Source organism: Cupriavidus sp. GA3-3, from assembly GCF_000389805.1.
GTDB lineage: Bacteria > Pseudomonadota > Gammaproteobacteria > Burkholderiales > Burkholderiaceae > Cupriavidus > Cupriavidus necator_D.
In genome coordinates, this window is sequence record NZ_KB944463.1 from 1 (window position 1) to 20,142 (window position 20,142).

General features: G+C 67.2%; 22 protein-coding genes. 4 read left to right on the forward strand and 18 right to left on the reverse strand.

What is annotated here, in order from left to right:
- The 3 genes from C265_RS05880 to C265_RS05890 all read right to left on the reverse strand — a co-directional run.
- Window positions 1-563 (reverse strand): acyl-CoA dehydrogenase family protein (locus tag C265_RS05880; protein WP_010812872.1); only part of this gene is annotated, 563 nt, incomplete at its 3' end.
- A gap of 64 nt (window positions 564-627) precedes the next feature.
- Entirely contained in the window at window positions 628-1,104 is a 477-nt protein-coding gene (locus C265_RS05885) for a PaaI family thioesterase (protein WP_010812873.1), read from the reverse strand.
- A gap of 127 nt (window positions 1,105-1,231) precedes the next feature.
- Window positions 1,232-1,696 (reverse strand): MerR family DNA-binding transcriptional regulator, encoded by a 465-nt coding sequence (locus tag C265_RS05890; RefSeq protein ID WP_010812874.1) that lies wholly within the window; start codon window positions 1,694-1,696, stop codon window positions 1,232-1,234.
- A 205-nt stretch (window positions 1,697-1,901) separates the two neighbouring features.
- Here C265_RS05890 and C265_RS05895 point away from each other — a divergent pair, with 205 nt between their 5' ends.
- Window positions 1,902-2,978 carry an MBL fold metallo-hydrolase gene (locus C265_RS05895; protein WP_010812875.1) on the forward strand — a complete coding sequence of 359 codons (1,077 nt, stop codon included), beginning with the start codon at window positions 1,902-1,904 and terminating at the stop codon, window positions 2,976-2,978.
- A 5-nt stretch (window positions 2,979-2,983) separates the two neighbouring features.
- Here C265_RS05895 and C265_RS05900 read toward each other — a convergent pair whose 3' ends face one another.
- The 5 genes from C265_RS05900 to argS all read right to left on the reverse strand — a co-directional run bounded on the left by C265_RS05900 (window position 2,984) and on the right by argS (window position 8,164).
- Complete coding sequence (locus tag C265_RS05900; protein WP_010812876.1) at window positions 2,984-3,817, reverse strand: helical backbone metal receptor; 834 nt, start codon at window positions 3,815-3,817, stop codon at window positions 2,984-2,986.
- 2 nt (window positions 3,818-3,819) lie between these two features.
- A complete protein-coding gene (locus C265_RS05905; protein WP_010812877.1) occupies window positions 3,820-4,626 on the reverse strand; it encodes an SDR family oxidoreductase in 807 nt (268 codons plus the stop codon).
- Window positions 4,627-4,731: 105 nt separating this feature from the next.
- Window positions 4,732-5,367, reverse strand: a complete 636-nt coding sequence (locus C265_RS05910) for a thiol:disulfide interchange protein DsbA/DsbL (RefSeq protein WP_011614376.1) — start codon at window positions 5,365-5,367, stop codon at window positions 4,732-4,734.
- A gap of 167 nt (window positions 5,368-5,534) precedes the next feature.
- On the reverse strand, window positions 5,535-6,260 hold the full coding sequence (locus tag C265_RS05915) for an SPOR domain-containing protein (RefSeq protein ID WP_010812879.1): 726 nt from the start codon (window positions 6,258-6,260) through the stop codon (window positions 5,535-5,537).
- A gap of 116 nt (window positions 6,261-6,376) precedes the next feature.
- Window positions 6,377-8,164 (reverse strand): arginine--tRNA ligase, encoded by a 1,788-nt coding sequence (argS, locus tag C265_RS05920; protein WP_010812880.1) that lies wholly within the window; start codon window positions 8,162-8,164, stop codon window positions 6,377-6,379.
- 265 nt (window positions 8,165-8,429) lie between these two features.
- Between argS and C265_RS05925 the strand changes: the two genes are divergently transcribed.
- Window positions 8,430-8,750, forward strand: coding sequence for a DUF1840 domain-containing protein (locus tag C265_RS05925; RefSeq protein ID WP_010812881.1), 321 nt, complete (start codon window positions 8,430-8,432; stop codon window positions 8,748-8,750).
- A 176-nt stretch (window positions 8,751-8,926) separates the two neighbouring features.
- Here C265_RS05925 and C265_RS05930 read toward each other — a convergent pair whose 3' ends face one another.
- Both C265_RS05930 and C265_RS31235 read right to left on the reverse strand, forming a co-directional pair.
- Window positions 8,927-9,355: a DUF883 family protein gene (locus C265_RS05930; protein WP_010812882.1), complete on the reverse strand. Its 429-nt coding sequence runs from the start codon at window positions 9,353-9,355 to the stop codon at window positions 8,927-8,929.
- 52 nt (window positions 9,356-9,407) lie between these two features.
- Window positions 9,408-9,575 (reverse strand): DUF1328 domain-containing protein, encoded by a 168-nt coding sequence (locus tag C265_RS31235; protein ID WP_010812883.1) that lies wholly within the window; start codon window positions 9,573-9,575, stop codon window positions 9,408-9,410.
- Window positions 9,576-9,859: 284 nt separating this feature from the next.
- Between C265_RS31235 and C265_RS05940 the strand changes: the two genes are divergently transcribed.
- Entirely contained in the window at window positions 9,860-11,263 is a 1,404-nt protein-coding gene (locus tag C265_RS05940; RefSeq protein WP_010812884.1) for a CHASE3 domain-containing protein, read from the forward strand.
- 53 nt (window positions 11,264-11,316) lie between these two features.
- Here the strand turns inward: C265_RS05940 and C265_RS05945 are convergent, their stop codons facing one another.
- The 5 genes from C265_RS05945 to C265_RS31995 all read right to left on the reverse strand — a co-directional run bounded on the left by C265_RS05945 (window position 11,317) and on the right by C265_RS31995 (window position 17,264).
- Window positions 11,317-11,724 carry a response regulator gene (locus C265_RS05945; protein ID WP_010812885.1) on the reverse strand — a complete coding sequence of 136 codons (408 nt, stop codon included), beginning with the start codon at window positions 11,722-11,724 and terminating at the stop codon, window positions 11,317-11,319.
- A gap of 45 nt (window positions 11,725-11,769) precedes the next feature.
- Window positions 11,770-12,402 carry a response regulator transcription factor gene (locus tag C265_RS05950; protein WP_010812886.1) on the reverse strand — a complete coding sequence of 211 codons (633 nt, stop codon included), beginning with the start codon at window positions 12,400-12,402 and terminating at the stop codon, window positions 11,770-11,772.
- Between the two features lie 310 nt (window positions 12,403-12,712).
- The gene (locus C265_RS05955; RefSeq protein WP_010812887.1) at window positions 12,713-13,174 is read right to left on the reverse strand and encodes a hypothetical protein; all 462 of its coding nucleotides are present in this window, start codon (window positions 13,172-13,174) and stop codon (window positions 12,713-12,715) included.
- Window positions 13,175-13,437: 263 nt separating this feature from the next.
- On the reverse strand, window positions 13,438-16,185 hold the full coding sequence (gene metH, locus C265_RS05960) for a methionine synthase (protein WP_010812888.1): 2,748 nt from the start codon (window positions 16,183-16,185) through the stop codon (window positions 13,438-13,440).
- 17 nt (window positions 16,186-16,202) lie between these two features.
- Entirely contained in the window at window positions 16,203-17,264 is a 1,062-nt protein-coding gene (locus tag C265_RS31995; RefSeq protein WP_010812889.1) for a homocysteine S-methyltransferase family protein, read from the reverse strand.
- Between the two features lie 228 nt (window positions 17,265-17,492).
- Here C265_RS31995 and C265_RS05970 point away from each other — a divergent pair, with 228 nt between their 5' ends.
- A complete protein-coding gene (locus C265_RS05970; protein WP_010812890.1) occupies window positions 17,493-17,885 on the forward strand; it encodes a rhodanese-like domain-containing protein in 393 nt (130 codons plus the stop codon).
- A gap of 72 nt (window positions 17,886-17,957) precedes the next feature.
- Here the strand turns inward: C265_RS05970 and C265_RS05975 are convergent, their stop codons facing one another.
- From C265_RS05975 to C265_RS05985, 3 genes are all read right to left on the reverse strand, one after another.
- Complete coding sequence (locus C265_RS05975; protein WP_010812891.1) at window positions 17,958-18,215, reverse strand: DUF3567 domain-containing protein; 258 nt, start codon at window positions 18,213-18,215, stop codon at window positions 17,958-17,960.
- Window positions 18,216-18,440: 225 nt separating this feature from the next.
- Window positions 18,441-19,283: an alpha/beta fold hydrolase gene (locus C265_RS05980; protein ID WP_010812892.1), complete on the reverse strand. Its 843-nt coding sequence runs from the start codon at window positions 19,281-19,283 to the stop codon at window positions 18,441-18,443.
- A 51-nt stretch (window positions 19,284-19,334) separates the two neighbouring features.
- Window positions 19,335-20,142: DUF3108 domain-containing protein (locus C265_RS05985; protein ID WP_010812893.1), on the reverse strand; the 808-nt coding region annotated here is incomplete at its 5' end.

Genomic DNA, 20,142 nt, shown 5'->3' on the forward strand with positions numbered 1-20,142 from the left:
GTCATGCCGCGCGCGCCCAGCTCAGGCTCGGTCTTGGCATAGACCACCAGCACGTCGCAGTCCGGGCCGTTGGTGATCCACATCTTGGTGCCGTTGAGCACGTAGCGGTCGCCCTTGAACTCGGCGCGCAGCTTCATGCTGACCACGTCGGAGCCGGCATTGGGCTCGCTCATGGCCAGCGCGCCGATCCATTCGCCCGAGACCAGCTTGGGCAGGTACTTCGCCTTCTGCGCCGGCGTGCCGTTGCGGTGGATCTGGTTCACGCACAGGTTGGAATGCGCGCCGTACGACAGGCCGACCGACGCCGAGGCGCGGCTGATTTCTTCCATCGCGATCATGTGCGCCAGGTAGCCCATGTTGGCGCCGCCGTATTCCTCGGCCACGGTAATGCCCAGCACGCCCAGGTCGCCCATCTTCTTCCAGGCGTCCATCGGGAACTGGTCGGTGCGGTCGATCTCGCCGGCGCGCGGGGCCAGCTCGGCCTGGGCCCAGTCGCGCACGGAGTTGCGCAGCATCTCGATGTCTTCGCCCAGATCGAATTTCAGGCCTGGCAGTTCGGTCATGATGGTCTCCTGTTTGGAATCGGTATGTGTGTCGGGTTCCGGATGGATGGCCGGAGCCGTCAGTTCAGACGTGGCCCAGTGTCTTGACCACGCACAGCGTCATCAGCATGGTGGCCACCTGCTTGCGGCGGCTGTCCTGCTCGACATAGACATCGCCCTGTGCCACGATCAGCGTGCGCCCGGGCTTGAGGACCCGCCCCACCGCCACCAGGCGTTCGCCCTGGGCGGGAGACAGCAGGTTGATCTTGTACTCGGCGGTCAGGCCCGCCTCATCTTCGCCCACCATCGTCAGCGCGGCGTAGCCGCAGGCGCTGTCTGCCAGCGCACCCACCACGCCGCCGTGGAAGAAGCCGTGCTGCTGGGTCACGCCGTCGGACCACGGCATGGCCAGCTCGACCTCGCCGCGGTCCACCCGCCGCAGGGTCGCGCCAAAGGTGGTCATCAGCCCCTGGCGGGAAAAGCTGGTGGCGATAGCGTCGGCGCGCGCGGCGGACAGCGATCCTGGTTCAGCGGGTACGGCACTGGCGTTGGATGACGTCATGGCGGAGTTCCGGTGTGTGAACGTTGGGTCGCCGGCAGCAACAGGCTGCGCGCGCTGTCCGGGTATTCTATTGACGTTTACGTAAACGTCAATCCCATCCGGCACGGATGCCGGTGGAAGTGGCGCTTCAGGCGACCGAGGTCCGGGCCGGCGCATCGCCGCCTTCCGTGGCCGGCTGCTGCTTGCCGGTCTGCGCGGCCAGCAAAGCCCTGCACTGGCGCTCATGCTGGTCGATCTCGGCCAGTTGCGCCTGCAGGTCTTCCATCTGCCGCTCAAGCGTGCGCCGGTGCGCCGCGAGCGAGTGCAGGAAGCGCTCCAGCTGCGGGGCTGTGTCGCGTGGTGACTCGTAGAGGTCAAGGATCTCGCGGATCTCATTGAGAGTAAGCCCCAACCTCTTGCCGCGCAGTGTCAGCTTCAGCCGGGTCCGTTCACGGCCGTTGTAGACCCGCTTGCGCCCGCCCGGCCCTTCGCGCTCCGGCGACAGCAGACCCTGGTCCTCGTAGAAACGGATGGCCCGGGGCGTGATGTCGAATTCACGCGCAAGGTCGGTGATGGTGTAGGTGGCGGAAGCCGCCGCTGGCGTCGCTGACATAGCCTGCCCAAAGAAAGTGAACGGTCGTTCGTTGTGAAGTCAAGTTTTCGCTTAAGATGGAAACGAACCCGTATGATTGACGTTTACGTTAGCGTCAACCAGATCGGCTGGCAACCGGTGCTTGCACGCCCTGCTCAATGCTTGGCGTGCCGGCAGAACGAGAAAGCCCGCGCCCCCGCGCCAGGCTTCGACCACGAGACTCCTCATGAACGCACTCGAACACCAGCTCCAATACCCGTTCGGCGACACCATGCCCGAGCCCGGCTCCAGGCAGGAAGTCGCCCCCGGCGTCTACTGGCTGCGCATGCCGCTGCCGTTTGCGCTCGACCATATCAACCTGTGGCTGCTGCGCGACCGCCTGGACGGCCGCGACGGCTGGACCATCATCGACTGCGGCATCACCAACGACATCATCAAGGGCCACTGGGAAACCATCTTCGCCAATGAGCTGGAAGGACTGCCGGTGGTGCGCGTGCTGGTGACGCACAGCCACCCCGACCACGTCGGCCTGGCGCACTGGCTGTGCAAGCGCTTCGGCGTGCGGCTGTGGATGAGCCTGGGCGACTACATGAGCGCGCGCGTGATGGGCAGCGGCACCGGTGCCGGCTCCAGCGCGGGCGGCGACGCCGCCGCCGCGCACTTCGCGCTGCACGGCCTGACCGATGCCGACAGCCAGGAAAAGCTGCGCGCGCGCAAGACCTACTACCCGTCGCTGGTGCCGGAGCTGCCGGCGCAGTACCGCCGCATGATGGAGGGCGACACGGTGCGGATCGGCACCGATGCGGCGACCTCGGCCTGGCGCGTGATCACCGGCTTCGGCCATTCGCCCGAGCATGTGGCACTGTACAACGCCGCCACCAATGTGCTGATCTCCGGCGACATGGTGCTGCCGCGCATCTCGACCAATGTCAGCGTGTTCGACATGGAGCCCGAAGGCAATTCGCTGCAGCTCTACCTGGATTCGCTCGGCAAGTACGAACCGCTGCCGCAGGACGTGCTGATCCTGCCCTCGCATGGCCGCCCCTTCCGCAACCTGCATACCCGCATCATGCAGCTGCGCGAGCACCATGCCGACCGCCTCGCCGAAACGCTCGAAGCCTGCGGCGAGAAGGCCTGCAGCGCGCACGACATCGTCAGCGTGATCTTCAAGCGCCAGTTCGACATCCACCAGATGACCTTCGCCATGGGCGAGTCGCTGGCCCACCTGCACTGCCTGTGGCACCGCGGCGAACTGGTGCGGGAAACCGGCGACGACGGCGTGATCCGCTTCCGCGCGGCCTGACTGGCCTAGTTGGCGGCCGCCAGTGCCGCCAGGTAGCGCACCCCGTCGATGGCGCGGCTGCCGTACCAGGACAGCATCTCGCCGTCGACCAGCAGCACCGGCTTGCCAAGCTGGCGCTCGAGCGCGTCGGCGTGGTCTTCGGTGAAACGGTAGGGCTCGGTCGACAGCAGCACCAGGTCGAGCTCGCGCACCAGCGCGTCGCTCCAGCGGAAGGTGGGATAGCGATCGCCAGGCGCGTTGGGGCGGCTGCAGTCGCCGCCCGCGCAGGCCTGCAATGCGGCACTGCCCTCGGGCCAGGTGTGCCAGTTGGCCAATGCCAGCATGCGGCTGATATAGGTATCGCGCGACACCGTCATCCACGGGTCCTGCCAGATCGCATACAGCACGCGGCGAGCCGGCCACGCGCGCACGCGGATGGCATCGAGCTGCACCTGCAGCGCCGTGCACAGCGCCTCGGCCTCGGCGTGGCAGCCGAAGATCCCGCCCAGCAGCTGGTACAGCCCCAGGTTGTCTTCCGGCGCGCACGGATGGGTGACGATCACATTGGGCACGAATGCGCGGATTTCGTCCACGGTCTCGCGCCGGTTCTCATCGATATTGACCACCACGTGCGTGGGTGCCAGCTCGCGCAGCCGCGCCACGTTCACGTCCTTGGTGCCGCCGACCTTGGGCACCGCGCGCACGGCCGGTTCCGGGTGGATGCAGAAGCCGGTGCGTGCCACCATCTGCCGGGCCATCCCGAGCGCGAACAGCAACTCAGTCACCGACGGCACCAGTGACGCGATCCGCACCACCCCGCTGGCGGCGGCATGCTGCTGGCCGATGGCGTCGCGCCACATGGTCAGGGCTCCTGCGGCGGGTCGGCGCGCCGCGGCTTGCGCGGGGCGCCCGCGGCCAGCGCATCGTAGAGCCAGCGCGGCATCACGTGCAGCAGCGCCGCCACCACGCCCATCGGCCACGGAATCACGCGGAAGCGCCGTCCTGCCGCGATTACCCGCACGGCCTTGCGCGCGAACACGTCGGCATCGGTCAGGAACGGCATGCGGTACGGGTTGTGCGCGGTCATCGGCGTGCGGATATAGCCGGGCGCGATCGTGACCACGCGGATGCCGTGCGCGCGCTGCTCCAGCCGCAGGCTTTCCAGCAGCTTGATCACCGCCGACTTGGACGCGCTGTAGGCGCCCGCGCCCGGCAGCCCGCGCACGCCGGCGACACTGGCAATGCCCACCAGCGTGCCGCGGCGCCCGAAGTGGCCGGGCTCGCGCGCCTGCATCGCATGCATGAACGGCTGGAAGGTGGTCAGCACGCCGAACCAGTTGGTATCCATCACCTGGCGGAAGGCGTCGAGGTCCTCGCGCTCGCTGGCGACGGTGCCGACCGAGACCCCGGCATTGGCGATCACCACGTCCGGGCAGCCGAAATGGCCGAGGAAGTCTCCAGCGGCACGCGCCATGGCGTCGGCATCGCGCACATCGGCGCCGTAGACGCGCACCGCGCCTGGGTTGGGCAGCGTGGCGACAAACTCGCGCAGCGCGTCCTCGCGGCGCGCCACCAGCCCGAGGATGGCGCCTTGCGACGCGTATTCGCGCGCGAGAGCCTGGCCCAGGCCGCTGGAGGCGCCGGTGAGGAAGACTTTGAGGGGACGCATGAAGGCAGGGTTGCAGTCTGAAAAAAAACGGCTGGTACAGGATACCAGCCGTTTGGCTTGCTACTGGTGTTGGATAACCCTCGGGTTGCGAAGGTCGCCAGCAGATTACATCTTCTTCGCCTTAACCTGATCCACCAGGTAATCCATGGTCTGGATCGCGCCCTGCTTGTTGCCGGCAATCGACGGCGAGGTCACGTACTTGCCCTGCACCACCACGGTCGGCACGCCGTCGATCTTGTAGGCGTCGGCGATCTTGTTGGCGCGCTGCGAGTTGGTGGTCACCGTGAACGAGTTGTAGGCATCCAGGAAGGCCTTGCGGTCCACGCCGTTCTTGGCCATGAAGTCGGCGATCTCGTTGGGGTCCGTCATGCGCTTGCGGTCCACGTGGATGGCGTTGAAGACCTTGTTGTGCATGGCGTCGAGCTTGCCGATGGCTTCCAGCGCATAGAAGATCTTGGTGTGCGGCAGCAGGTCGTCACGGAACGCGACCGGCACGCGCTTGAAGACCACGTTACCGCCCTGCTTCCTGACCCAGGCTTCCAGGTCCGGCTCGAAATCGTAGCAGTGCGGGCAGCCGTACCAGAAGAACTCGGTCACCTCGATCTTGCCCGCGGCGACCGGTTGGGCCGCCTTCAGGACCTGGTATTCCTTGCCCTCGGCGGGCGCCGCCCGGGACGGGGCGGACATCAGCAGGCCGCCCACGGCGGCGAACATGGCGAACAGTGCGGCGAGTTTTTTCATCTTGGTGCGGCCTTGCGGTTGGACGATGAGCGTATGACAGCGGCGGCGGCGTCCGGTTCAGCGAAACGCCGGCTGCTTCTGGTGACAACGTGTTGCGGCGGTTACCGGCGGTTACTGCCAGTGCCGCCGGACACGACCGGAATAAACGCCTGACCCTGCGGTCCGGCTTACTGCTTGGTGAAGCGGATCACCGAGGCCTCGAAGCCGGACGACTGCAGCCGGTCGCGTGCCTTGTTCATGTCTTCGATGCGGTTGAACGGCCCCAGGCGCACCCGGTACATCTTGACGCCGTTGACATCGCGCTCGGTGATCCGGGCTTCGAAGCCCTGCATCGCCAGGTTGGCCTTCTGGCGGTCGGCGTCGTCCGACGAGCGGAACGCGCCCACCTGCAGCAGGTAGCCCACCTTGTTGGCATCGGCCTGGGCGATCTCGGCGATCGGGTCGGCCACCGGCTTCTCGGCCGGCTTGCTGGCGACAGGCTTGTCAGCCGGCTTCTCCACGGGCTTTTCCACCGGCTTCTCAGCCGGACGGGCGACGGCCACCGGGGGTTGCTGGCCGTTCTGGCCATGCTGGCCGTTCTGCTTCGGTTCCGGCTCGGGCGCCTGGCCCACCGGCTTGGCCGGGGTCTTGCTCCACAGCGGCTTGTTGGGGTCGCTCGGGCCCTCGTCGGCGCGCTGGGCCGGCGGCGGCAGCTGGCTGGTGACATTGCCCGGCTCGCTCGGGCGCGGGGCACTCTTCTGCTGGAACGGGGTCGGCGACTTGGTGATGTACAGGGCGACCACCACGGCGATGGCCAGCCCGACGATCAGCCCGAGCACCAGGCCCAGGAACGTACCGCCGCGTTGCTGGTTGCGGCGGACATGGCGCGACTCGCGCTTGCGTTGCTGTTGCATGAAGTCCTCTTCGGTGATGCCGGGATTATAGGGCCAGCGCCGCCAACGGCAGCACTGGCATCGTCCTCGGGGCCGGACAGCCCCGTACCCCCGCGCGGGGGGCGCCGGACGCCTGCTTACATCCGGCGCGGGGCGGACACGCCGATCACCGCCAGGCCATTGCGCAGCACCTGGCGCGTGGCCGCCAGCAGCGCCAGCCGGGCGCGCTTGACGGCCTCGTCGTCAACCAGCACGCGGTCGGCGTTGTAGAAGGCGTGGAAGTCGCCGGCCAGGTCGCGCAGGTAGAAGGCGACCGCATGCGGCGCCAGCTCGGCGGCGGCGCCCGACAGCATGTCCGGGAACTCGGCCAGACGGCGGCCCAGCGCCTGCGCCTGGGCGCTGGCTTCGGGTCCGGTCACGGCGGACAGGTCGGCGCCGGCCAGCTCGGCCAGGCGGGCTTCCCAGTCCGCGCCGCCCCACGACTCGAAGATCGAGCAGATGCGGGCGTGGGCGTACTGCACGTAGTACACCGGGTTCTCGTCGTTCTGCTTGAGCGCCAGGTCGACATCGAAAACGAACTCGGTATCGGCCTTGCGCGACAGCAGGAAGAAGCGCACCGCGTCGCGGCCGCGGGTGAAGTGCTGCGGCCAGTCGGCCACGCCGGTATCCAGGCAGCCGCGGATGGTCTCGTCGCCGCCGTTGGACCATTCGATCAGGTCGCGCACGGTGACATAGGAGCCGGCGCGCTTGGAGATCTTGACCTCCTCGCCGTTCTTCATCACGGTGACCATCTTGTGCAGCACGTAGTCGGGATAGCCCTGCGGGATGCCCATGTCCAGGCCTTGCAGGCCGGCGCGCACGCGCGCGATGGTGCCGTGGTGGTCGCTGCCCTGCACGTTGATGACCTTGGTGAAGCCGCGCTCCCACTTGGTGGTGTGGTAGGCGACGTCCGGCACGAAGTACGTATAGGTGCCGTCGCTCTTCTTCATCACGCGGTCCTTGTCGTCGCCGTCGTCGGTGGTGCGCAGCCACAGCGCGCCCTCGCTCTCGTAGGTCTTGCCCTTGCCGACCAGCGACTGCACCGCGGCTTCGACACGGCCGTCGCTGTACAGCGACGACTCCAGGTAATAGCGGTCGAACTTGACGCCGAAGGCCTGCAGGTCGATGTCCTGCTCGTTGCGCAGGTAAGTGACGGCAAACTTGCGGATCGAGTCGATGTCCTCGACGTTGCCCGACGCGGTCACGGGCTCGCCGTCAGAAGCGCTGACGGTCTTGCCGGCCAGGAAGTCGGCGGCGATGTCGGCGATGTAGTCGCCGTTGTAGGCGGCCTCGGGCCAGCTGGCGTCGCCGGGCTTGAGGCCGCGCGCGCGCGCCTGCACCGACAGCGCCAGGGTCTGGATCTGTACGCCGGCGTCGTTGTAGTAGAACTCGCGGTGCACGTGCCAGCCCTGCCACGACAGCAGGTTGGCCAGCGCGTCGCCCAGTGCCGCCTGGCGGCCATGGCCGACGTGCAGCGGGCCGGTCGGGTTGGCCGAGACGAACTCCACCAGCACCTGGCCGTGCACGCCGCGCTCGCGCGCGCCGTAGTGGTCGCCCTCGGCCAGCACCGCGCGCAGCACGTCGGCCTTGGCGGCCGGGGTCAGGCGCAGGTTGATGAAGCCGGGGCCGGCAATCTCCATGGCCTGGACCAGGCCCTGCGCGCGCGTGTCGGCCTGCACGGCATCGACGATGCGCTGGGCCAGCTCGCGCGGATTGCTCTTGAGCGCGCGCGCGACCTGCATGGCGACGTTGCAGGCAAGGTCGCCGTGGGCGGCCACCTTGGGCCGCTCGAAGGTGACGGCGGGCAGGGTGGCATCGGCCGGGGCGAGCGCGCGCACCGCATCAGTGAACGCGGCGGCAAGATTGGAGGTCTGAACAGGCAGCATGGATGTCGGAAGCCCTGTGGGCAAGGTATTCAGGCACCGCCTTGGGCGGCGCCGTCGCCCGGAAGGCGGCAAGTGACGGCAAAGGAACAGTGAGCGCCGCGCCGCGCCGCGTGACAGGCATTGGAATCGGGAACGCCGAATTTTATCAGGTGCTATGCTGACATCATGCGCGAGGATGGCCCCGGGCCACAATCCGGGCCCAAAATCAGCGAGACTTCCCGCCCGCGGGAACGCCCCCCGCCTCTCCGTGAAAGGAAAACACATCATGCTGATCACCTTCAAATCCCACGCCGCGCAGGACCTGATCATGATGAAGGATCTGGCGATGACGCTGCTGGGCATCATCGGCAAGCGCCTCGGGGAACGAGGGGTGATCACCGTGGAAGAGCTTCCAACCGCGATCCACAAGCTGGAAGCCGCGGTCGCCGATGCCAAGGCCCATCCCGCCAGCTCGGCCGTCGAAGCGGACACCGGCAACGACGAAGACGAGGAAGAACCGCTGCACCTGGGCCAGCGCGCCTACCCGTTCCTGGACATGCTGCGTGCCTCCCAGCGTGAGGGGGCCAATGTGATGTGGGGGGTGTGACGGGAACAGACACCCGCTTGCGTGCGGCACGATCGCCGCGCGCCTAAAAAAGCGCCCGGCACCGCAGTGGGCTGCCGGGCTTCCGGACGAGGATTCCGGAAAGGGGGATTCCCTTGCAGGACCCGCCCGGCGTGCCGGACGGGTCCCGGTATCGGTCTGGTGGCTGGGGGGCGGGCCTAATCCTCCTCTGAATGGCGCCGGCCATTGGCCAGCAGCAGCCCGATCAGCGCCCCCACGGCCGCCGCGATCGCCACCGCCTTCAGCGGCGACTCGGCCACGCGGTGCTGGGCGTGTTCTACCGCACCATCCATGCGCTCGCGGGCGCGCATCATGCCGTCGGTGGTCTGGGCGCGCAGCCGATGGGCCATGTCGGTGGCCCGCTCGCGCAGGCGCTGCCCGGCGCGCATGCTCTCGGCAGAGCCCTCGCGCGCCAGCACTTCGATGGTGTGCTCCAGCTGGGCGATCAGCGCCTTGACCTCGCCGGATACCGGCGCTGCCGCGTCGCGCGTGTCGCGCGCGGCATGCCTGATATGGCGGATGGCACTGTCGGCACTGTCGGACAGGTGGTTCAGTTCCTTCCTGACTTTCGGGTTCTGCGTCAGCATACGGTCTCCTCAGTTTCGGTCGGCGGTGGGGAAAGACGGCTCGCGGCCGGTGTCATCGCCCCCTGCGGACCAGGCCCATCACCGCGGCGACCAGCGCCACGACCAGGAAGATGAAGAACAGGATCTTGGCGATTTCCACGGCGCCGGCGGCAATTCCGCCGAAGCCGAAGATCGCGGCGATCAGGGCGATGACGAAAAATACGAGTGCATATTGCAGCATGGCTAGGCTCCCGAAGCAATCGGACCACGCCAGGCGCACTGGCTGGGCCCATGTGAGGGCTTGCGCCAAGGGGTGCAAGCTCATAGCCTCATCGTAGAAAGCCAGCCCGCGCACCAATACTGACAGCGAGCCGATTCCGCTGTCAGCCGAGTCCTACACGCACCCGGACGACGCCCGCGCGGGCCCGGCTTCAAGGTTGACCCATGGCGATCGATGTGATTCCATGGGCGCTCCCTGGCGCTGCGGCGGGCGAGCGGCGCGCCTTCACTAAACAGGAATTGCCCATGTTCAAGCAGTCCTTTCTCCCCCACACGCTGCTGCTGGCGGGCGGCATCCTGCTGACGCTGGCGGTGCTGGTGGCGTCGGAAACCGGCAATATCCGCCTGCGCGAAAGCTATACCGACGTGATCCGCTCGCAGCGCGTGCAGACCGAGCTGGCCGCGCTCAACGGCGAGCTGGTCAATGCCGAGGCCGGCCAGCGCGGCTTCCTGCTGACCGGCAAGGAAAGCTACCTTGAGCCGTACTACAAGGCCCTGCCGCGCATCGCCGAACTGATGGCGCAGATCCGCGCCGGCTATGCCAACGATCCCGAAGGCCTGAAACAGTTCAGCGACACCTCCAAGCTGATCAACAGCAAGCTCAACGAGATGGCGCTGACGCTGGTTTACGGCAAGCGCGACCTGGAAGTGGCGCTGGACCTGATCCGCACCGACTACGGCAAAGAGACCATGGACAATGCGCGCCGCGGCCTGGACCAGCTGCAGGCGCGCGAGGCCGGCGCGGTCTCGCACCGGCTGGAAGGCGCCGAGAACGACGTGCAGCTGTCGCGCTACGGCATCGGCCTGCTTACCGCCATCAACATCACCCTGATGATGGCGGTGGGCGTGGGCCACGCCAAGCGCCTGTCGATGGCTGAGGCGGTGCGCACCCAGCTGGAAGAGGAAGGCGTGCGGCTGGACCGCAAGGTGCGCGCACGCACGCGCCAGCTGTCGGCGCTGGCCGCCCACTTGCAGCGCGTGACCGAGGACGAGAAGACACGCCTGGCGCGCGAGCTGCACGATGAACTGGGCGCCATCCTGACCGCGATCAAGCTGGATCTGCACTGGGTGCGCCGCAAGGTGCAGGAGGACCATCCGGTGGCGGCCGAGCGGCTGACGCGCGTGATGCTGCACGTGGACCAGGGCATCCAGATCAAGCGCCGCCTGATCGAAGACCTGCGCCCCACGGTGCTGCTGAACCTGGGCCTGCGCGCGGCGGTCTGCCAGCTGGTCGAGGAAGTGGGCGCGCGCAATGACTGGGAGACCGATGTCAGCGTGCCCGAGGACCTGCCTCCACTGCGCGACGAGGCCGCGATCGCGCTATACCGGATCGTGCAGGAATCGCTGACCAATGCCAGCAAGTACTCTGAAGCCAGGCACATCGATGTCAGCCTGGCCTGCCAGGACAACCTGCTGACGCTGACCGTGCGCGACGACGGCAAGGGCCTGCCGGCGGACTTCGACGCCGGCAGCACCGCCGGCCACCACGGGCTGCTGGGCATGGAGCAGCGCGTTACCGCGCTGGGCGGCAGCATGCAGATCGATTCCTCGACGCAGGCGGGCGTGCGCATCCGCATCGAGGTGCCGCTGACGGAAGCGGTGCTGGCACCGGCGGAGGCGCCGGAAAATCAGGAGCCGGCGCGCGCCTGACGCGCACCGGCAGGCAGGCAGGGAATGATGAGGGAACGAGGTGCTGGCCCGGCTCAGGGCGCCGGCGCCGCGTGCTCCTCGATCACGCGGAACACCTGCTCGAGCTCGAGCGACTTGTCGAAGAAGTAGTCCGCGCCGGCCTCGGCGCACTGGCGGCGGTACATGCTGACCTGGGCGTGGTTGGTGTAGACGATGCGCACCGCGCCGGTGCCGATGCGCTGCATCGCGCGCAGCACATTGATGCCGTTGCCCTGGCGCAGCTGCAGGTCCACGATGACCACATCGTACTTGCCGGCGGCGAGCAGCCGCAGGGCCATGGCTTCGGTATCGGCCCAGTCCACGTTCTCGATGAACGGGAAATCCTTCAGGTATTCGAGCAGCATGCCTCGCAGGACCGCCGAGTCTTCAATCAGCAGTATGCTCAGCGCCCGGTAGGAAGTGTTCGAAGCCTGCTCCGACATGTTATGTATTGCTGGTCCTCGTCCGGTGCGGCCCATTGTGGGCTGTTATTCGACCAGGCCGTTCTTGATGGCGTAATAGGTCAGGTCAGCGTTGGTCTTCATGCCCATTTTCTCGAGAATGCGCGAACGATAGGTACTGACGGTCTTGACGCTGAGAAACAGTTCGTCGGCAATCACCGACACCGACTGCCCCCGCGACAGCTTGCAGAAGATCTGGAACTCGCGCTCCGACAGCATCTGGTGCACCGGCTGCTCGGTCGGCTTGTCGAGCCCGCCGATCAGCAGGTCGGCCACGGTGGCGCTCACGTAGCGGCGGCCCTGGGCCACCGTGCGGATGGCCTTGACCAGGTCGTCCGGGGCGCTTTCCTTGGTCAGGTAGCCAGAAGCGCCGGCACGGATCAGGTTGATCGCGTACTGGTCTTCCGGGTAGGTCGACAGGATCAGGACCGGCAATTCGGGCTTGCGCTGACGGATCAGCTTGAGCACGTCGATGCCGTTGCGGTCGGGCATCGAGATGTCCAGGACCAGCACGTCGAACTCGGCATCGCGCAACTGCGCCATGACCTGGTCGCCGCTTCCGGCCTCGCCTGTCACCTGGATGTCGGGCTCTTCGGAAAGGAACTGGCGCAGCCCGGCACGCACAATCTCGTGATCGTCAGCGATCAGGATGCGGATCATGTGGGCTCCACTGGGTTGAACAGACCGGCACATGCCCGGTGCAGTCGGGTGCAGGCGGAACCGCCTGCGTTGATGTCATTGTAGTGCCGGGCGCGGGCGCGGGCTGTCGGTGTCAGGCTGACATTAGGCGGGGCCAGCGCCCACTAGGCACACCGATCGCGCACAAACGCAAAGCGGGACGGATGCGATCCGTCCCGCTTTGCTGCGGCGCGTCAGGGCTGAAACACCCTGGAGGGCCCTGGCGCCGCCGGCGCCGGTAAAAGGCCGGGCTAGTAGCTGGTTGCCAGTGACTGTGGACTAGCGCGCCAGGTTACTGCGCCTTGGCACCCGCTGCGGCACCGGCGCTCACATCCACGCTCGCGTCGGCCTTCGACTTCTTGCCCGACTTGGTGGCGTGCTTGCCGTGCTTGGCCTTGGTGCCGGCGTCTGCCGCGGCGCCGCCGGTGGCGTCGGCAGCAGTGCCGACACTCTTGTCGACCGCAGCGCCGGCGGTCGACAGACCCTTGTCAGCCGCCGAACCTGCTGCCGACAGGCCCTTGCTGGTCGCCGCGCCCGCAGTCGACAGACCCTTTTCGGCTGCGCCTGCGGCACCCGTGGCAGCGCTGCCGGCAGTGTTCAGGCCGCCCTGCGCTGCAGCGGCGGGAGAGGGTGTGGTCACCGATGCGCCGACATCGGCCTTCGTGCCAACGGAAACGCCGGTGCCTTGGGCCATGGCCAGCGAGGAAGCGGCAGCGATCGACAGAGCGGAGAGGGAGAGCAGCAGTTTCTTCATGGACAGACTCCTTTCAGGATGCCCCGCGGCGAAACATTCGCCGCGGTGATCACGCTGGTGATTGCGTGTATCGAGCCCTCAGTCTAGGGAGCCGGACTGCGCCGGTCTGTGAGGAGTTGAAAGGCTCTGTAAGGAGTTGTGAGGCGCCTGGCACGCCGCTCCGGCACGGCTTTGCCGGCCGCCTGCGGCGGTTTTCCCTGTTGCATCAACGGGCTGGCGGCGGGGCGATGCAGCCGCCCCTGCCGCCCTGCCGTCGCACCCGGTTACAGGTTGGGCGCCAGCGCGCGCTCCAGCGTGGCGCGGTCCTCGTGGCGGCGCGCCGCCATGTCGTCGAGCTGGTCCTGGCCGATCTTGCCGATGGAGAAGTAGGTCGACTGCGGATGCGCCAGGTAGAAGCCGCTCACCGATGCGGCCGGCGTCATCGCCAGCGACTCGGTGATGCCCATGCCGATCTCGGCCGCGTCGAGGAACTCGAACATCGGGCCCTTGACGGTGTGCTCCGGGCACGCCGGGTAGCCAGGCGCCGGGCGGATGCCGCGGTACGACTCGGCGATCAGCTGCTCGTTGCTGAGCTGCTCGCCGGCGTCATAACCCCACAAGTCCTTGCGCACGCGTTCGTGCAGGCACTCGGCAAAGCCTTCGGCGAAGCGGTCGGCCAGTGCCTTGAGCATGATCGCGCTGTAGTCGTCATGGTCGGCTTCGAACTGGGCTTCCTTCTTCTCCACGCCCAGGCCCGCGGTGACCGCGAACAGGCCGACGTAGTCGGCGATGCCGCTGTCCTTGGGCGCGACAAAATCCGCCAGGCAACGGTTGGGGCGGCGCACGCCATCGACCACCGGGCGCTCGCTCTGCTGGCGCAGGTTGTGCCAGGTCAGCGCGACCTTGCTGCGGGTCTCGTCGGTGTAGATCTCGATATCGTCGTCGTTGACGGTGTTGGCCGGCAGCAGCGCGATCACGCCGTTGGCGGTCAGCCAGCGTCCCTGGATCAGGCGCGACAGCATGGCCTTGCCGTCCGAGAACACCTTGCGTGCCGACTCGCCGACGATCTCGTCGTTGAGGATGTCGGGGAATTTGCCGGCCAGGTCCCAGGTCTGGAAGAACGGGCCCCAGTCGATGTAGTTGGCCAGTTCCGCCAGGTCGTAGTTGCGGAACACGCGCCGGCCGATGAACTTGGGCTTCGGCGGCACGTAGCTGCTCCAGTCGATCGGGGTCTTGTTGGCGCGCGCCTGCGCCAGCGTCACCATCGGCGTCGCCTTCTTGTTGGCGTGCTGGGTGCGGATGCGGTCGTAGTCGGTCTTCAGCTCGTCCAGGTACTTGGCCGCGCCTTCATCCGACAGCAGGCTCGAGGCCACGCTCACCGAGCGCGAGGCGTCCGGCACGTACACCACCGGGCCTTCGTAATTGGGCGCGATCTTGACCGCGGTATGCACGCGCGACGTAGTGGCGCCGCCGATCAGCAGCGGGATCTTCTTCACGCGGAAGTAGTCGTCGCGCTGCATTTCCGAGGCCACGTAGGCCATCTCTTCGAGCGACGGCGTGATCAGGCCCGACAGCCCGACGATGTCCGCGCCCTCGACCTTGGCGCGGGCCAGGATCTCGTTGCACGGGACCATCACACCCATGTTGACCACTTCGAAGTTATTGCACTGGAGCACCACCGACACGATGTTCTTGCCGATGTCGTGCACGTCGCCCTTCACCGTCGCGATCACGATCTTGCCGCGCGCCTTGACGTCGCCGCCGGCCTCGGCCAGCAGGCGCTTCTCTTCCTCGATGTAGGGCAGCAGGTGCGCCACCGCCTGCTTCATCACGCGCGCGCTCTTGACCACCTGCGGCAGGAACATCTTGCCCGCGCCGAACAGGTCGCCGACGATGTTCATGCCGTCCATCAGCGGGCCTTCGATCACCTCGATCGGGCGGCCGCCGCGCGCCTCGACCTGCTGGCGGACCTCTTCGGTGTCTTCGACGATGAAGGTGGTGATGCCATGCACCAGTGCATGCGCCAGGCGCTCGCCCACCGGCACCGGCTGCTCGGGCGTGCCGCGCCAGGCCAGGTTCTCTTCCTTCTTCGCGCCGCCGCCCTTGAAGCGGTCCGCGATCTCCAGCAGGCGGTCGGTGGAATCTTCGCGGCGGTTCAGGACCACGTCTTCCACGCGCTCGCGCAGCTCGGGATCGAGCTGGTCATACACGCCGAGCTGGCCGGCGTTGACGATGCCCATGTCCATGCCCGCGCCGATGGCGTGGTACAGGAACACGGTGTGGATCGCCTCGCGCACCGTGTCGTTGCCGCGGAACGAGAACGACACGTTGGACACGCCGCCGCTGACCTTGGCGTACGGCAGGTTCTGCTTGATCCAGCGCGTGGCCTCGATGAAGTCCACCGCGTAGTTGTTGTGCTCCTCGATGCCGGTCGCGACCGCGAAGATGTTCGGGTCGAAGATGATGTCTTCCGGCGGGAAGCCGACGTCATTGACCAGGATGTCGTAGCTGCGCTTGCAGATCTCGGTCTTGCGCTCGAAGGTGTCGGCCTGGCCTTTCTCGTCGAAGGCCATCACCACCGAGGCGGCGCCATAGCGGCGGATCAGCGCGGCGTGGTGGCGGAACTGTTCCTCGCCCTCCTTGAGCGAGATCGAGTTGACCACGGGCTTGCCCTGCACGCACTGCAGGCCGGCCTCGATCACTTCCCACTTGGACGAGTCGATCATGATCGGCACGCGTGCAATGTCCGGCTCCGAGGCGATCAGGTTCAGGAAGCGAACCATGGCGGCCTTCGAGTCCAGCATGGCCTCGTCCATGTTGATGTCGATGATCTGCGCGCCATTCTCGACCTGCTGGCGGGCCACCGCCAGCGCCTCGTCGAACTGGCCGTTCAGGATCATGCGCGCGAAGGCCTTGGAGCCGGTCACGTTGGTGCGCTCGCCGACGTTGACGAACAACGTGTCGTCGTCGATGGTGAAGGGCTCGAGGCCGGACAGGCGCATCGGGCGCGGGGGCAGTTGCTTGTCGGTCATGTTGTCGGGCTCCGGGCTCAGGCAGCGTCGCGGTACTGGCCGGGCCAGGTGCGGGGGGTCTTGTTGGCCACGCGCTGGGCGATCGCGGCAATATGCTCGGGCGTGGTGCCGCAGCAGCCGCCCACCAGGTTCACCAGCCCGGAGGCGGCGAACTCTTCCACCAGCGACGAGGTGACCTCGGGCGTTTCGTCAAAGCCCGTGTCGCTCATCGGGTTCGGCAAACCCGCGTTCGGGTAGCACGACACCGCCGCGTCGCAGATCTTGGCCAGCTCGGCGATATACGGGCGCATCAGCGTGGCGCCCAGCGCGCAGTTCAGCCCGAAGGTGATCGGGCGGGCGTGGCGCAGGCTGTTCCAGAACGCTTCCACGGTCTGGCCCGACAGGATCCGGCCCGAAGCATCGGTCACCGTGCCGGAGATCATCACCGGCAGGCGCTCGCCGGTGTCCTCGAACAGCTGGTCGATGGCGAACAGCGCCGCCTTGGCGTTAAGCGTGTCGAAGATGGTCTCGACCAGGAACACGTCGGCGCCGCCTTCCAGCAGGCCCTTGCCCTGTTCGTAGTAGGAATCGCGCAGCTCTTCGAAGGTCACGTTGCGCGCGCCCGGGTCGTTCACGTCGGGCGAGATGCTGGCGGTCTTGGGCGTCGGGCCGAAGGCGCCGGCGACAAAGCGCGGCTTCTCCGGCGTGCTGTACTTGTCGCAGGCGGCGCGCGCCAGGCGCGCGGCCTCGACGTTCATCTCGTACGCCAGGTCCGCCATCTTGTAGTCTTCCTGCGCCACGCCGGTGGCACCGAAGGTATTGGTCTCGATCAGGTCGGCGCCGGCGGCCAGGTACTGCTCATGGATCTCGCTGATGACCTGCGGGCGCGTCAGCAGCAGCAGCTCGTTGTTGCCCTTGACGTCCACCTTGTGTTCCGCGAAGCGCGCGCCGCGGTAGTCCGCCTCGGTCAGCTTGTAGCGCTGGATCATGGTGCCCATGGCGCCATCCAGGATCAGAATGCGTTCTTGCAGCAGCCGGGGCAACTCGGCAGCCCGGGTGTAGGGGCGCGGCGCGGCCGCGGTGGATTCAGGGGCACTCATGGCGGGGACTCTGGAAAGGCGGGCCTGCGGCGTATCCATGGCTGGATCGGCGCCGGGCCGCTGCTGTGGCCTATGCTGGCCAAAGAGGGACGATTTTATCAGGTGTATCAAGGCCTTGCGGCTGCCCGCGATGACCCGCGGTTGCCTGTCCGGCCCGCTGGCGCCTACACTGAGAGACGTAACCGTCACCGCCCCGGTCGCTTCGCGCTGCCCCCTTCCCTGCCCGCCATGCAACATCTCTCCCCCGCCGACGCCCAGGACCTGCTGGCGCAATCGCCCGAGACGCTCTTTATCGACTGCCGCAGCGAGATGGAATACCTGTTCGTCGGTCATCCGAAGGGCGCGCACAACGTACCCTGGAACGATGGCCCGGACTGGGAGGTCAACCCGCATTTCGTGCAGATGGTGAAGAAACTGGCGGGCCAGGCATCGGCGCGGCCGGTGCTGCTGATCTGCCGCAGCGGCAACCGCTCGTCGGCGGCGGCGCGGGCACTGGAGGGCGCGGGCTTCTCCAACGTCCAGTTCGTGCTGCACGGCTTCGAGGGCGACCTCGATGCGCAGCGCCACCGCAATACGGTCAACGGCTGGCGCCATGACGGGCTGCCGTGGGAACAATACTGAGCGCGGCCCGCAGCGCCCGCCACCAACAAAAAAGCCCGCCGAAGCGGGCGTGATCGTTCCAGGCAAAGCCGCTCAGTGCATCACCAGCGGGTGCATCATGACGTTGTCGAACTTGCCGAGAAAATCGTCGACTTCCTCCACGGATGGCTCGCTTTCAATCAGGCGTTTGACATCGGCGCGGAAGCTCTCGGCCAGATGGCCGCCGAGGAAGATTTCGCGCTTCAGGTTCTTGTCAACGATTTCATAGCCACCAAACTCAAGCGGCGCCTGATCGACATCCGCACCAAACTCCACGATGCAGTAGTTGTCGCTGTTGTAGATCATTTGCATGGCACACCTCCTGGGCGTCATGGATGGGCGGCATGCCCTTGTGGTTCTTGCCTCAGTTGATGCCTTGAGGGGGCGCCGCGGCTTTACCTCCAAACTTGGGGTGACCGGCGGGAAATCAAGTTATTGGTGCGGGTCACCTCGTTGCCACGATTTTCTGCCTTACATGAATTGGGCATCGGCCAATGCAACAAGTTTCTTGAGCCTTCCACATCAGTGTGTTGCTTGTCACGGAACGTCGCACTGCCCCCCGCATGCGGCATTCCCGAGAAAGGCGTCCAGCGCGGCGTGGAAGCGCTCGGGCTGCTCCACGTGCACCAGGTGCGCCGCTTGCGGCACGACCTCGAGCCTGGCTCCGGGAATCGCCGCGGCGATGCTCTGCGCCATCGCCACGGTTGCGCCCTGGTCCTGCTCGCCCGCTACTACCAGCGTAGGACAATGAATGCGGGAAAGCGCGCCGGCAAGGTCAAAAGCCATGATTGCCCCGGCCACACCCACGTATCCACGTACCGGCGTGGCCACCAGACTGTCGCGAATGCGCGACACCTGGTCGCGATGCGCCTCATGGAAGGCCGGCGTCAGCCAGCGCCCGAGGGTGGCATCGGCCATCCCGGCCATGCCATGGGCCTCGGCCTGGCCGATGCGGTTGTGCCACATCGGGTGCGCCTCCATCGGGGTCTGGCTGTTGGTGGCCACCAGCGCCAGCGACAGCAGCCGTTCGGGATGGCGCAGCCCCATGGTCTGCCCGATCATGCCGCCCACGGAAATCCCGCAGAAATGCGCCTGGGGGATCTGCAGCGCGTCCATCACCGCGACCACGTCGTCGGCCAGCCGCGTCATGGTGTAGGGCCCGAGCGGGGCGTCGCTGGCGCCGTGGCCGCGCATGTCAGGGCGCACCACGCGATAGCGGCGCGCCAGGTGCTGCGCGGTGGCATCCCACAGCGTGTGGTCGGCAGCCAGGGCGTGGGCCAGTATCACCCAGGGCCCGTCCGCCCCGTCCACGCGCACGTGCAGGTCGGCGCCTTCGGCGTGGATGCGGTGGGTTTCGGCTGGTGGCGTGGCAACGGTCATGGCTGGGCTCCTTTCGGTTGGATGATGCGTCGGGAGGCGCGCGCCGCGGTCCTACTGCCCTTCCCTGCCGCGGTACACGAGGTCGATCTGGGTGCCGTCGGGCTCGGTCTGGCGCAGGCGCACCGGCATCCAGCCGAGCGACTGCGCCAGCCACAGCTCGACGCGGCGCCGGTCATTGGCACGGCGCTGCAGCCTCACAAAGTGCTTTGCTCGTATCACGCCGTTGCCGGTGTCGATCTCGTCCTCTCCAACATACTGCACTTGCATGGGTTCCACATCCCGCGTGTCGGCCACGAGGAACGCTTCCGTCACTCCGGGGGTGGCATATCGCTGGGGATTGCCGCGCACCAGCCCCACCAGCTGCAGGAATACGCTGAAGCGGTCCTGCGCGCCGGGCGGGAACGGCGCCTGCGTGCCCGAGGCAAATACCGCGGTGCCGGCCGCGGCATCGAACCGCGAGGTCTCGGTCTTGTTGCGGCGGCGCTCTTCGTAGCGTTCCGGCAACAGTCCCTGCACCGCCATCGCGCCGCCGCTCTGGAAGGCAAAGCGGAACCACAGCACGCGGGTTTCGACCGCCAGCCGGTAGCGGCTGCCGTCCTGCTCCCAGCGGATCAGGCCGTCGGGGTTCTGCACGCCGTTGACGAAGCTGGCATAGTGCATCGTCGCCGACGGCGGCGGGTCGTAGCGCACGCCATCGACGCCGCCCTGCGGCCCGCCGGACGGCGCGGCAGCGGCGGCAGGCCTGGCCGCGCTGCCCTCGCCGCCACTGCCCGACGCCATCTCGGTCGCGCCCTGCGGGCTGGTGGCGAGCGGGGGAGCGGGGGCTTCCTGCGGCGCGGGTTCCGGGGCCGGCGCGGCC